This is a genomic window from Vannielia litorea, from assembly GCF_018424695.1.
In the GTDB taxonomy this organism is placed as follows: domain Bacteria; phylum Pseudomonadota; class Alphaproteobacteria; order Rhodobacterales; family Rhodobacteraceae; genus Vannielia; species Vannielia litorea_A.
Genome location: NZ_QTNQ01000016.1, coordinates 38,776 through 51,067 on the forward strand (window position 1 = coordinate 38,776; position 12,292 = coordinate 51,067).

Consider the following 12,292-nt stretch of genomic DNA (forward strand, 5'->3'; position numbering starts at 1 on the left):
GGCTGCGCGGTTTGCGCCATGGCGCTAGGCTTGGGCCATGCTGTTCAGATTGCCAGATGATGACACGCTCTATGCCGCGCTGATGGCGCGGGATGCGAGCTATGAGGGGCGGGCGCTGGTGTGTGTGCGCTCGACCGGCATTTTCTGCCGGTTGACCTGCCCGGCGCGAAAGCCGCTGCGGGAGAATTGCGAATTCAGGGAAACGGCGCAGGCTTGTATCGAGGCAGGCTTTCGGGCGTGCAAGAGGTGCAGGCCGCTCGATGCTCTGACCGATGACCCCACAGTCGCGGCGCTGCTGGAGGCGCTCGCCGCCGACCCTGCGCGGCGCTGGAGCGAGGCGGATGTGACGGCGGAGGGGTATGACCCGTCCACGGTGCGCCGCGCCTTCAAGCGGGCCTTCGGAACGACCTTCCTTGAGATGGCTCGGCAGCGGCGGCTGCTCGCGGGGCTGGATGTGCTTGGTGAGGGGGGCAAGGTGATCGAGGCGCAGGTGGATGCGGGATTCGAGAGCGCCTCGGCCTTCCGCGCCGCCTTTGGGCGGATGCTGGGCATGGTGCCCGGCGCGTTTGATCGCAAGCCGCTGCTCATGGCCGACTGGATCGACACGCCGCTGGGCCCGATGGTGGCGGTGAGCGATGCGCGCGCCCTGCACCTGCTGGAATTCGTGGGCCGCAAGGCTCTGCCGCGCGAGTTGCAGCGGTTGCACGCTGGTGCGAAGGGTGCGCTGGGCTTTGGGCGGCCTGCGCCGACTGAGCAGGTCGCAGCTGAGCTGGGCCGGTTCTTTCGCGGCGAAAGCGCCGACTTCGGCACGCCGCTGGCGCTGCACGGCTCGGAGTTTACACGGGCCGTCTGGGCAGCGTTGCAGGAGATACCGGCGGGCGAGACGCGCAGTTACAGCGAGGTGGCGCAGGCCATAGGCAAGCCGCAGGCGGTGCGCGCGGTGGCGCGGGCCAACGGCGCCAACCAGATTGCGCTGGTGATCCCCTGCCACCGGGTGATCGGCGCCGATGGCAGCCTCACGGGCTACGGCGGCGGGCTCTGGCGCAAGGAGCGGCTGATCGCGCTGGAGCGCGGGTTTGCCGCTCTGCGCCCCGTTGGTCCGAAAAATCTCCAAATTGAAGCAAGTCGTTCGATCGACCCGTCCAGGGCCAGGGTGCCGAAGACTAATTGATTGTTCTGTTAACGGCCTTCTTGAAGTCGCGGTTTGCGACAGTCGAGTCAGTATCGTCGCCTACTTTAGGCGCAGTATTCCATGCCGCGTTGAAACATGCCGAACGCTTCATCAGCTGACTAATCTCGAAAGCGAATTATGTATTTCTTGCCGATCAGAACAGCTTCCACCTTACCTATTTCAGCCGAAAGGTATATTGCCGACTGAAAGTCAGATGCGACAGCTAAATTCTCGCAATCTGACAGATTCAATGGGTTATACCTAAAGGGATGGTACTCAGATAGTCGGCCCGCTTCTTCGTAAGAAACCAGTTCTGCATCAATAACAATTTGACCGTTGAAGGGTTGATGACTACCAGACTCCAGGTCGCAGGACCTCTGCCGTATTAAGTGCCGAACGGAATTTGAATAACCTCCATAATCAAAGCCATCTCGAAGAAGGTGTGAACTGAAAGTAAGTGCAGAAGACTCGTTTAAGTCGATCCAGCATCCAGAACCCAAGTTTGAGAGCACTTCGCGACCATCTTCAAAAGAGCTTTGCAAGACATCGTCTTCTCTGAAAAGCTCAGGATATCGGTCGAGCCATACCGGGTTGAAGCCCTCGAAGTGCGTGGCAAATCCACTTAGGTTGCTTGGTCTGGGATATGAGGCAAATGCACCTTCTACATCCGGCTCACTTCCGCAATGCAGGACAATATCATACTGATCTGAAAGACTCTCCGTTTTTTCTTCGGACCAAGCTCTCGAACTGCAGAATGCAGCGAGAAAGATAGAAATAGCAAAAGTCAGCCGCACCCTCACATGATGCGAAGTCGGCGCGGAATACCCTGTTTGATCTTTCATGACATCATGATCCATGGTTTCGACTTTGAGAACTTGCTGGGACGTTCCCAAGAGGTCACTCTTTTTTCGGACCAATGAATCACGCCAGTCTGACGAACTCAATGCATCTTGATCCTACGGCTGAGGCCCGGCGAGGTCGTTCTTCACCATCCAGCCTGCGAGACGGGAGATCATGATGTCCTGCACCTGCTGCTTGATGGCGCGGGGTAATCGGCCTTCGATCTCGTCGACAAAGGATGTGACGTAATCGGCATGGGCGTCATCCAGCCAGAACATCAGCCGGGTGAAGGGGTTGAAGTTGTCGTGCACCTCGTCGATCTCGTAGCGGGTGCCGCCTGCCTCGGGGATGAAGCGCTGCCGCGCCATGGAGCTTGCGCCGCTTTCGGGCACGATGGCATGGCAGGTGATCTCGCCATCCTCGGCCTCCAAGACCCGCATCTTGTAGCCCATCTCGCGCGCGCAGGGCTCGAAGGTTTCCTGATCGGGGATGTTGGCGGTGAACCAGACGGGGAAAAAGCCTTCATCGTCGGGCTGGCCACAGCGGTGGTGACCCTTGGTTTCGCCGGGCTGCATGATCATCGCCTCCTCCAGCACCTCGGGCGCGACCGGAACCCAGGTGCTTCCGCGCGTCCGGTAGGTGCGCGTGGGCAGCGACATGAGGGCGGTGGGCAGGAGCCAGACGAGCAGGAAGGTGCCCATGACGAAGGTCAGGAACAGGCGGATGATCTGCCATTGTACCTGCTGGTCGGTGAGCGCAGGGGCGGTGGCGTGAAGGGTCATCTCGCCGGTGGTGGCGAGCAGGCCTGTGAACATGACTGCCATGGGCAGCGCCTCGGTCCATCCGCCGGGAAAGGTCGCATGGTGCCAGACCATGAAGCCCGTCCAGAGCGCCATGACGGCGATCAGCGTGGCCGGGTCGGCGAGCGGCGCATCGCCCGGGTGAAGCGCGATGGAGAGCGCAGCCCCAAGCAGCGGCAGGGCCGAGAACGCCACGATACGGCGCCGCAGGCGCGACAGGCGATAGGGCAGGTGGTAGGACCAGAAGCTTTCGTCAGACATCGCAGAACCTCATCAACAGGCCACCTACCTAGCAGCCGGACCGGGCGGGAATGTGGCGCCAGGTCGGCAATTTTGTCTCGCAAGTCCATCGGCTTGGCTTCTTCCGGCTAATGGCAGATAGTCGCGCCCGAGCGAGAGAGGGAGAGCGCCATGGACATGCCGAAGAATGCCTTCAAGGCCGCGATTGCCGAGGGGCGGTTGCAGGTGGGGATCTGGAACACGATCCCCGATCCGGGCGTGGTGGAGCTGCTGGCGGGCACCGGATATGACTGGATCCTGCTCGACAGCGAGCACACTCCCGTGACCATTCCGGGGCTGATGCCGCTGATGCAAGCCGCCGGGGGCTACCCGGTGACCACGATCGCGCGGCCCGGCTGGAACGACATGATCGAAATCAAGCGCCTGCTGGATCAGGGCGCGCAGACGCTGCTCATTCCCTATGTCCAGAGCGTCGAGGAGGCCGAACTGGCGGTGCGGCACGTGCGCTACCCGCCACGCGGCGTGCGCGGCGTGGGCGGCACAACGCGGGCCAGCCGCTATGGCGCGGTGAAGGATTACATCCAGACTGCCGAGCAGGAGATTTGCCTGCTGGTGCAGATCGAGACCGTGGAAGCGATGGCGCAGGCCGAGGAGATTGCGGCGGTGGATGGCGTGGACGGCATCTTCATCGGACCGGCGGATTTTGCCGCGTCGATGGGCTACCCGGGCCAGCCGACCCATCCGGAGGTGAAGGCGGCCATCCTTGATGGCATTCGCCGGATCAAGGCCGCGGGCAAGGCACCGGGCATCCTGACGCTGGACCCGACCTTCCAGAAGGAAGCCGAGGAGGCCGGCGCGGTGTTTGTCGCGGTGACGCTGGATGCTTCGATCCTGCGCGCGGGTGCGATTGCGGCGCGGGAGCGCTTTGCCGGTTAGGCCGGGCAGCTCATCGGCCCTTCGAGGCGTCTTCGCGGCTGCCATGAGCGGGCGAAGCCCCTGAAGAGCGGCCCTCAGCCGATGGTATCCGGGCCGAGTTTGAGGACCACGGGCACCACAAGCTCTTCCTCGTCGGTCAGGTGCCGGTCGAGCAGGCCGCCGAGGCTTTCGAGCGACGCGGCGAAGGGGGCGGCGGCATCCTTTGCATTCCCGCCCTCCGCCAATTTGCCGAGCGTGAGGTTGGCGGCATCGGCAAAGCCCGAAAGGGCCGGGTCGAGCTGCTGGTGGTCGGCCTCCATCAGCTGAAAGCCGCGGGCGATCTCGGGGGCCTTGGCCTCAAGGATTGGGAAGTAATGTGCATCCTCGATCTGGTGGTGCCCATGGAGCTGCTGAAGCAGCATCCCGCCGTAGCGTGGCAAGGTCGAGCCGAAGCGGGCTGGGTCGCCACCATCGAGCAGGCTCTCGGTTTCCTGGTTCAGCAGGTCCAGCAGGCGGCGGAACATCAGGTGCCGGTCAAGCCAGAACTCCACCAGCCCGGCAAAATGCGGGTGCGCCTCCCATGTTTCGCGCGGGTAGTCGGCCAGCAGGACGCGGAGGGCGTCGGGCAGCGCGGCGCGGGTTTGAAGATCCAACCCGTTCATTCGGCTGAGCTAGCCCGTGCGCGGGCCAGTGCAAGCTGGCGCTGGCGTTCGCGGAAGCGGGCGCGGTCTTCCTCGGAATACTCGCCCACGCAGGCGGGGCATTGCACGCCTTCCTCATAGTCCGGCGCGGCGCGATCTGCGGCAGACACCGGCCGCCCGCAGGCGTGGCAAAGCTGGTAGTCGCCAGGCTTCAGCCCATGGCCAACCGACACGCGCTGGTCGAACACATAGCACTCGCCCTCCCAGCGGCTTGTCGATTCCGGCACCTCCTCCAGATACTTCAGAATACCGCCCTGTAGGTGATACACTTCCTCAACGCCCTGCGATTTCAGGTAGTTGGTCGACTTCTCGCAGCGAATGCCCCCGGTGCAGAACATCGCCACCCGCTTGTTGTGAAACCGGTCCTTGTTGGCCTCCCACCAGGCCGGAAACTCGCCGAAGCTCGCCGTTCCCGGGTTCACCGCGCCCTCGAATGTGCCGATGGCGACCTCGTAATCATTCCGGGTGTCGATCACCGCCACGTCGGGGGCCTCGATCAGCGCGTTCCATTCGGCGGGGGGCACGTAGGTGCCGACCGAAGCCCTCGGGTCCACCCCTTCGACGCCGAGGGTGACGATCTCGCGCTTGAGGCGCACCTTCATGCGGCGGAAGGGCCTTTCGGCGGCCTCGCTTTCCTTCCACTCCAGATCGGCGCAGCCGGGCAGGCCCTTGATGTGGGCGATCAGCCGGTCGATGCCCGCGCGCGGCCCTGCGACGGTGCCGTTGATTCCCTCGGGGGCCAGCAGCAGCGAGCCGCAAAGCCCCTCGGCCTCGCACAGTGCCTTCAACGGCTCCCGCAAGGCGGCAGGGTCGGGGAAGGGAGCGAACTTGTAGAGCGCTGCGACGGTGAACATGGGGTGCGGCATACCTGCACCTGCGCCGCCGGGCAAGATTGACCCTCTGACTGCGAGTGTTACCTTCTCCCCGAAAAACAAGGAGATCGCCCATGCCCGACAGCGCCCTGATCGTCATCGACGTGCAGAATGACTTCTGCCCCGGAGGAGCGCTGGCGGTCGAAGGCGGCGACCAGATCGTGCGCGGGATCAACGACCTGATGAGTGATTTCCCTGCCGTGGTGCTGACGCAGGATTGGCACCCGGAGGGGCATTCGTCCTTCGCGTCGGGCCACCCGGAGGCCGAGCCTTTCTCCATGATCGACATGCCCTACGGCCCGCAGGTGCTGTGGCCGGATCACTGCATTCAGGGCAGCGCGGGGGCCGAGTTTCATGCCGATCTCGACACCACGCGCGCCGACCTGATCGTACGTAAGGGTTACAACCCGCGGATCGACAGCTATTCGGCCTTCTTCGAGAACGACCACGAAACGCCCACCGGGCTGGAGGGTTACCTGCGCACGCGCGGCATCGAGAAGCTCACCCTGGTGGGGCTGGCGACGGACTACTGCGTGAACTTCTCCGCCGTGGACGCCGCCAAGCTGGGCTTCACCGTGACCGTGCGCACCGACCTGTGCCGCGCGATCGACCTTGACGGGTCGCTGAAGGCGGCGATGGAAGGGATGCGCGGCGCGGGCGTGGTGGTGGACTGAGCCGTGCGCCCTAGGTAGGGCAGCACCGAGCTTTTAACACCGCCGAAGAGGCCCCATGACCGATACGCCCCAGATTGACGAGGCCAGCTTTCGCGCGCCCGATCCTGAGCAACTGTTCCCGACGCGGCAGAGCACCCATCCGGCGCGTATTCTGCTGCTCTACGGCTCGTTGAGGGAGGTGGCCTATTCGCGCCTGATGGTGGAAGAGGCGGCGCGGGTGCTGGAGAAACTGGGCTGCGAGGCCCGCATCTATGACCCCTCCGGCCTGCCGCTGCCCGACGACGCGCCCGCCGACCATCCCAAGGTGGCCGAGCTGCGCGACCTGGTGATGTGGTGCGAAGGCATGGTGTGGTCGTCGCCAGAGCGGCACGGCGCGATGACTGGCATCATGAAAACGCAGATCGACTGGATCCCGCTCTCACCCATCGGCGGCGTGCGCCCGACGCAGGGCAAGACGCTGGCGCTGATGCAGGTGTCGGGCGGCAGCCAGAGCTTCAACTCGGTGAACCAGATGCGGATTCTGGGCCGCTGGATGCGGCTGCTGACCATCCCCAATCAAAGCTCGGTGGCGCGGGCGTGGAACGAATTCGAGGACGGGCGCATGAAGCCCTCGCCGTTCTATAACAGGATGGTCGACGTGATGGAGGAACTGGCCCGCTTCACACTGCTGACCCGCGACATCAAAGATCACCTCGTGGATCGCTACTCGGAGCGGGTGGAAACCCGCGAAGAGCTCTCGGCGCGGGTGAACCTGAAGGATGCAACTTAAACGCCTCGATGCCGTCCATCATCACCGCAAGTGTCGTTCACATGGTCAACGGAGGTATCGCCTCTTTCAGACGTTCCGGTTCCAAGCGCTCTTCAGCAGCCTTCCGCGCGCGTCGAGCCCGCCTCAGGTGGCGAGTTAGCGGACGTTGCAAGGCGTGACGTCGTTAAAGGGGCCAAGAAGGAACTCACCTTCATTCCCCATGAGCAGGCAAGCGTTGGTGCGGGTAATTGGGCGGCTGTTCCCAGGCTCGCTTCTTCGACCTCCTCATCCCAGGAAGCGCGACTAAAAGGTTAAACGGTTAATCATTACAATTCGCTGAGTTTTCGAGCAAATCGCTGTGAAATCGGGGATTTTCGCCCACTTCGGCTTCCGGTGACACAAAGCGCGTTAACCGTTGTGGCCAATGTGTTAATGCACAAAAGGCTCCTTTGGCTCATAAGGAGTCGCGGGGGAGTTGAGACCGGTTTCATCCGGACGGCGAGGCGTGGTGTGAAAGTTCTCATCGTGGAGAGCGACGAGGAGCTCGGAACAGTCTGGGCTCGGCATCTGGAGCGGCAAGGCTGCCAGGTGACGGTGGCACGCGGCCAGGCCGAAGCCGTCGATGCGCTGCGCCACGGCGAGGTTCAGGTGATCGTGCTCAACCTGATACTGCGGGAAGGCAGCGCGCTGGCGGTGGCCGATTTTGCCTCCTATCGCCATCCGGACACCAAGGTGATCTTCGTGACCGATACCACCTTCTTCTCCGATGGGTCCATCTTTGCACTCGCCCCCAATGCCTGCGCCTTCCTGCGCACCGGCACGCCAGTCGACGACCTGGCGGCGATGGTGGAGTATCACGGCGGAGGATATCGCCCGGAGGTTGCCGAAGGCCGTGCCGGGGTGCGGCACTGATCGAGAATTGCCTCTTTGCCGCGCGCAAGGCTTGCCCGTGCGGAGCGAATGGCACAGGCTGGGGCGAATCTCCGGGGCCCCGTAATGAAGACCGTCGTGCCGCTGAAAACACCTAGACCTGCCGCGAAACCTCGTTCCGCTGACCTGCGCCATGGCGGGCAGGTGCTTGTTGACCAGCTGCGCATTCGCGGCGTGGAGCGGGTGTTTTCGGTGCCGGGCGAGAGCTTTTTGCCGGTGCTCGACGGGCTGGTGGACTCTGGCATCACCAACATCGTCTGCCGCCAGGAGGGCGGTGCGGCGATGATGGCGGAGGCGGAGGGCAAGATGACAGGCGAGCCCGGCGTGCTCTTCGTCACGCGCGGGCCGGGGGCGGCCAATGCCTCGGCGGGCCTGCATGTGGCCAAGCATGATAGCACGCCGATGGTGGTCTTCGTCGGCCAGGTGCCGCGCGAGCAGCGCGACCGCGACGCCTTTCAGGAGGTGGACATGCGGGCCTTCCTGGCCCCCGTCGCCAAGTGGACGGCGGAGGTGGATGACGCCGCGCGCCTGCCGGAATACATCGACCGTGCCTTCCGCCTGGCCTGCGCCGGGCGGCCCGGGCCGGTGGTGCTCTCGCTCCCCGAAGACATGCTGCATGACAAGGTGGATGTGGCCGACCGCGCGGATGACGCCTTTTTCACCTCGCCCGAAGGCTCAAACTTCGCCGAGCTGGTGACCCATCAGATCGAGCGCTCTCACCGCCCGCTTGTGATCGCAGGCGGGCCGGGCTGGAGCGCGGAGGCCTCCACCAACCTCGCCCGTTTCGCCGAGGCGCTGGACCTGCCGGTGGCGGTGCCCTTCCGGCGTCAGGACTACATGGACAACCGGCACCCCAATTACATCGGTGATCTCGGCGTGGGGATGAACCCCGCGTTGGGGGACGCGGTGCGCCAGGCCGACCTGATCGTGGCGTTGGGCACCCGGCTGGGCGATGTGACGATGGGTGGCTACAGGCTGCTCGATGTGGCCGCGCCGGGCAAGCGGATCATCCACGTGCACCCAGACCCGGACGAAATCGGCAAGGTCTACCCGGTGCAGCTGCCCTTCGTCGCCGAGGCGCCGGTGGTGCTGGCCAAGCTGGCCCGCTCGGTGCGCCCCCGCAACGACAAGCGCCAGTGGACCGCCGACTACCGCGCTGCCTATGAGAAGTGGACCCGTCCAAAGGAAACACCGGGCGCTTTGAAGCTTGAGCAGGTGATCCGCTGGCTGTCGGACAATCTGCCCGAGGATGCAATCCTCACCAATGGTGCGGGCAATTACGCGGCCTGGCTGCACCGCTACTACCGGTTCAAGCGGTACGGCACCCAGCTTGCGCCCACCAGCGGCTCCATGGGCTACGGCCTGCCCGCAGCCATCGCCGCCAAGCTGCGCCACCCCGAGCGGGTGGTGGTGGCTATGGCCGGGGACGGCTGCTTTCAGATGACCTGCAACGAGCTGTCAACGGCGGCGCAGCACGGTGCCGCGCCGATCGTTCTGGTGGTGAACAACGGGCGCTATGGCACCATCCGGATGCACCAGGAAAAGACATTCCCCGGCCGGGTCTCGGGCACCGATCTCGCCAACCCCGATTTCACCGCGCTGGCCCGCGCCTATGGCGGCTTCGGCGAACGGGTGGAGCGGACGGAAGACTTTGCCGGGGCCTTCGTGCGTGCCCAGGCCAGCGGGAGGCTCGCCGTGCTGGAGCTGGTGGTGGACCCCGAAGCGCTCTCTGCCGGGATGACCCTGAGCGAAACCCGCGAGGTTGGCGAGAAGCGCTGACGCGCCCGCGCCGGGTGCCGGTGGCCGCGCCTGCGACGAGATTTTCCGGCGCGCGTGCTCGGTCCTTTCCGCAGTCGCATTGCGCCTGTGGCACAGCTTTTGGCCTCAGCTGTCCTGCCGGACGATGTCGATGATCAGCACATCCGTCAGCGTCGCGCCCAGCACCTTGCGCCCCACCTCTTCGAGCGCCTCCGAGAGGTGCCGCATCTTGGTGCCGGTGGTGAAGTTGCCCGAAAATCCGCCCGAGTTGGCGTGGTCGAATAGCACTTGCAGGAAGCTGTCGCGCAACTTGGGCTCGCGGGCATAGACGGTTTCACGCTGGCCGATGTCGACCTCGAGGCTGAGGCTGAGGACCACCATCGACACCACCCGCCCCTCCTCGACGATGGGGACGATGAACTGGTTGTTCAGCTTCACGTATTCCCGCGTCGGATCGGCCTCGTCGCCTGTGGTGTCTTCGGCCTCGGGCGCGGCCTCGGGGTGGCTTTCCACCATCTCGCCGCCCTCTTCGCCGCAGGGGTTCATCACCACTTCGGGCGGTGGCGGGCGGAGCATCATGCCCGCGCCCGCGCCCGCGCCGATGCCGAGGGCGGCAAGGATCAGGATGAGGAGGATGGACTTCATGGCGAGGGTCTCCGCTGGCGGGTCCGGTCAGAAGGGCAGGACGATGTCGGCCACCTGCTGGCCGTAGCGGGGCTGCTGCACATCGGTGATCTGGCCGCGCCCGCCGTAAGAGATGCGCGCTCCGGCGATCTTGTCATAGGTGATCTCGTTCTGGCGGGTGATATCCTCGGGGCGGACGTAGCCAGTGACCAGAAGTTCGCGCAGCTCGAAGTTCACCCGCACCTCCTGGCTGCCCTGAATGCGCAGGATGCCGTTGGACATTTCCTCCACGATGGTCGCCGCAATCCGCAACTCGAGCTGTTCGTTGCGGCTGACGGAGCCGTTGCCGTTGAAGGTGGAGGACGAATTGGTGGAGACGGCATCGGCGGTGCTGGCGCCTTCGGGCAGGCGCTCGTCGATCCGCTGTGGGATGCCGAAGAGCGAGGGCACGCCCATGCTCTCGGAGCCGTTGCGGCTTCGACCTGTGGCGTTGGAGATGCTGGCGCTGTCGTCGATCTCGATCACCACGGTGAGGATATCGCCGCGCCGCACGGCCCGCCGGTCGCCCAGCAGCGACTTTCGGTTGCGGCTCCAGAGCGAGGCCTGCTCGGCGCCGCGCTTCCTATCGAGCACGTCGGGCAGGGACACGGTGGCCATGGCGCGATATTCGTAGGTCTCTTCGGTGGGCTCGAAGGCGGGCGCCTTGCCCACGTTCTGGAGCCGGGAGCAGCCGGTAAGCGCCAGCAGGGCGGCGGCGAGGATGAGGGCGGTGCGGGTCATCAGAAGTCCTCCAGGTCTTTCAGCAAACGGGCGCTCGGGCCCACGATGACGCGCCCCGCCTCGTCGACCTGTCCGGTGACGGTGCTGCGGGATGCGAGGTTCATGACTTTCAGCATGTCGCCGACGCCGCCGCGCCCCAGCGCCCGCGCCTCGGTGGCGATCAGGAGGCCGGAGCGGCGGTAGACGAGGGTGACGATCTGGTTGCGCTCGATCAGCGCGGGCGGGCCGAGATCGGCGGCGCGGATCGGGCGCCCGGGGTAGAGCACGACACGTGCTTCCAGCCCCGCCGCCGCACTCACAGCCTCCACAGCCCCGGCGGCGCTGCCCTCGCGCAGCAGCACATCGCGCGGCTCCAGCACGGTGCCGGCCGGGATCATCCGGGCGGCCACGAGCATATCGGCCCGAAGTGGCGCGGCGAGGAGGCAGAGAAGGGCGGCGAGGCGGAACATCATCAGCGGATCTGGGTGGTGGCGCCGAGCATCTGATCGGCGGCGGTGATGACCTTGGCGTTCAGCTCATAGCCACGCTGGGCGGTGATCAGGTCGGTGATCTCCTTCACCGCATCCACCGAGCTATCTTCGAGATAGCCCTGCCGCAGCGTGCCCAGCCCCTGCTCGCCAGGGGTGGCGACCAGCGGCGGGCCGGAGGCCTCGGTTTCAAGGAAGAGGTTGGAGCCCATCGCCTCCAGCCCCTTCACGTTGGAGAAATCGGCGAGGGTGAATTGGCCGAGAAGCTGCGGTGCGACCTGATCGTTGAAATAGGCATAGACCTCGCCATCGGCGTTGATGGAAATTGCGCGCGCATCCTCCGGGATGGTGATATCGGGCACCACGCCGTAACCGTCAGCCGTGACAATCAGCCCATCCGCCGAGCGCTTCAGCGCGCCGTCCCGGGTGTAGGCGGAGATGCCGGAAGGAAGGGTGACCTCGAAATAGCCGTTACCCTCGATCGCCACGTCAAGGTCGCCCCCGGTGGCGCCGAGCGAGCCCTGCTGCACGTTCATCGAGACGGCGGAGGGCCGGACGCCGAGGCCGATCTGCACGCCGGTGGGCAGGACGGTGCCATCGTTGGCGTTGATCGCGCCGGGCCGTGCAAGCTGGCGGTAGTGCAGATCGGCGAAGTCGGCGCGGCGGGCGTTGTAGCCCGTGGTGCTCATGTTCGCGAGGTTGTTGGAGATGACATCGACGCGCATCTGCTGCGCGCTCATGCCGGTGGCGGCGATTTTCAGGGCCTGCATGG

14 protein-coding genes are annotated in these 12,292 nt (G+C 64.9%); 6 read left to right on the forward strand and 8 right to left on the reverse strand.

Annotated features, from left to right (window positions below; genetic code table 11):
* Window positions 1–37 precede the first annotated feature (37 nt).
* The gene (locus DYI42_RS08055) at window positions 38–1,171 is read left to right on the forward strand and encodes a bifunctional transcriptional activator/DNA repair enzyme AdaA (protein WP_213545421.1); all 1,134 of its coding nucleotides are present in this window, start codon (window positions 38–40) and stop codon (window positions 1,169–1,171) included.
* Window positions 1,172–1,290: 119 nt separating this feature from the next.
* Here the strand turns inward: DYI42_RS08055 and DYI42_RS08060 are convergent, their stop codons facing one another.
* Window positions 1,291–2,028: a hypothetical protein gene (locus DYI42_RS08060; RefSeq protein WP_213545422.1), complete on the reverse strand. Its 738-nt coding sequence runs from the start codon at window positions 2,026–2,028 to the stop codon at window positions 1,291–1,293.
* 99 nt (window positions 2,029–2,127) lie between these two features.
* Window positions 2,128–3,072 carry a hypothetical protein gene (locus DYI42_RS08065; protein ID WP_213545423.1) on the reverse strand — a complete coding sequence of 315 codons (945 nt, stop codon included), beginning with the start codon at window positions 3,070–3,072 and terminating at the stop codon, window positions 2,128–2,130.
* Window positions 3,073–3,222: 150 nt separating this feature from the next.
* Here DYI42_RS08065 and DYI42_RS08070 point away from each other — a divergent pair, with 150 nt between their 5' ends.
* Window positions 3,223–3,987, forward strand: coding sequence for an HpcH/HpaI aldolase family protein (locus DYI42_RS08070; RefSeq protein WP_140015620.1), 765 nt, complete (start codon window positions 3,223–3,225; stop codon window positions 3,985–3,987).
* A 74-nt stretch (window positions 3,988–4,061) separates the two neighbouring features.
* On the opposite strand, the gene DYI42_RS08075 is transcribed toward DYI42_RS08070, so the two are convergent.
* Both DYI42_RS08075 and trhO read right to left on the reverse strand, forming a co-directional pair.
* Window positions 4,062–4,628, reverse strand: coding sequence for a hemerythrin domain-containing protein (locus DYI42_RS08075; RefSeq protein ID WP_213545424.1), 567 nt, complete (start codon window positions 4,626–4,628; stop codon window positions 4,062–4,064).
* Window positions 4,625–5,521: an oxygen-dependent tRNA uridine(34) hydroxylase TrhO gene (gene trhO / locus DYI42_RS08080; RefSeq protein ID WP_213545425.1), complete on the reverse strand. Its 897-nt coding sequence runs from the start codon at window positions 5,519–5,521 to the stop codon at window positions 4,625–4,627. The genes DYI42_RS08075 and trhO overlap by 4 nt, the downstream gene beginning before the upstream one ends.
* Window positions 5,522–5,613: 92 nt before the next feature.
* On the opposite strand from trhO, the gene pncA reads away from it, so the two are divergent.
* From pncA to DYI42_RS08100, 4 genes are all read left to right on the forward strand, one after another.
* Window positions 5,614–6,213, forward strand: a complete 600-nt coding sequence (pncA, locus tag DYI42_RS08085) for a bifunctional nicotinamidase/pyrazinamidase (RefSeq protein WP_213545426.1) — start codon at window positions 5,614–5,616, stop codon at window positions 6,211–6,213.
* Window positions 6,214–6,268: 55 nt separating this feature from the next.
* Window positions 6,269–6,982: an arsenical resistance protein ArsH gene (gene arsH / locus DYI42_RS08090; RefSeq protein WP_213545427.1), complete on the forward strand. Its 714-nt coding sequence runs from the start codon at window positions 6,269–6,271 to the stop codon at window positions 6,980–6,982.
* 489 nt (window positions 6,983–7,471) lie between these two features.
* A complete protein-coding gene (locus tag DYI42_RS08095) occupies window positions 7,472–7,873 on the forward strand; it encodes a response regulator transcription factor (RefSeq protein WP_213545428.1) in 402 nt (133 codons plus the stop codon).
* Window positions 7,874–7,957: 84 nt separating this feature from the next.
* The gene (locus DYI42_RS08100; protein WP_244867722.1) at window positions 7,958–9,670 is read left to right on the forward strand and encodes a thiamine pyrophosphate-binding protein; all 1,713 of its coding nucleotides are present in this window, start codon (window positions 7,958–7,960) and stop codon (window positions 9,668–9,670) included.
* 105 nt (window positions 9,671–9,775) lie between these two features.
* Here DYI42_RS08100 and DYI42_RS08105 read toward each other — a convergent pair whose 3' ends face one another.
* From DYI42_RS08105 to flgG, 4 genes are read right to left on the reverse strand one after another with little or no spacing between them, the layout of a single operon-like run.
* Window positions 9,776–10,294: a flagellar basal body-associated FliL family protein gene (locus DYI42_RS08105; RefSeq protein ID WP_213545429.1), complete on the reverse strand. Its 519-nt coding sequence runs from the start codon at window positions 10,292–10,294 to the stop codon at window positions 9,776–9,778.
* 27 nt (window positions 10,295–10,321) lie between these two features.
* Entirely contained in the window at window positions 10,322–11,053 is a 732-nt protein-coding gene (gene flgH, locus DYI42_RS08110; RefSeq protein ID WP_213545430.1) for a flagellar basal body L-ring protein FlgH, read from the reverse strand.
* Window positions 11,053–11,505, reverse strand: coding sequence for a flagellar basal body P-ring formation chaperone FlgA (gene flgA / locus DYI42_RS08115; protein WP_342344627.1), 453 nt, complete (start codon window positions 11,503–11,505; stop codon window positions 11,053–11,055). Before flgA ends, flgH begins: the two co-directional genes overlap by 1 nt.
* Window positions 11,505–12,290 (reverse strand): flagellar basal-body rod protein FlgG, encoded by a 786-nt coding sequence (flgG, locus tag DYI42_RS08120; RefSeq protein WP_213545431.1) that lies wholly within the window; start codon window positions 12,288–12,290, stop codon window positions 11,505–11,507. Before flgG ends, flgA begins: the two co-directional genes overlap by 1 nt.
* Between the last annotated feature and the right edge of the window lie 2 nt (window positions 12,291–12,292).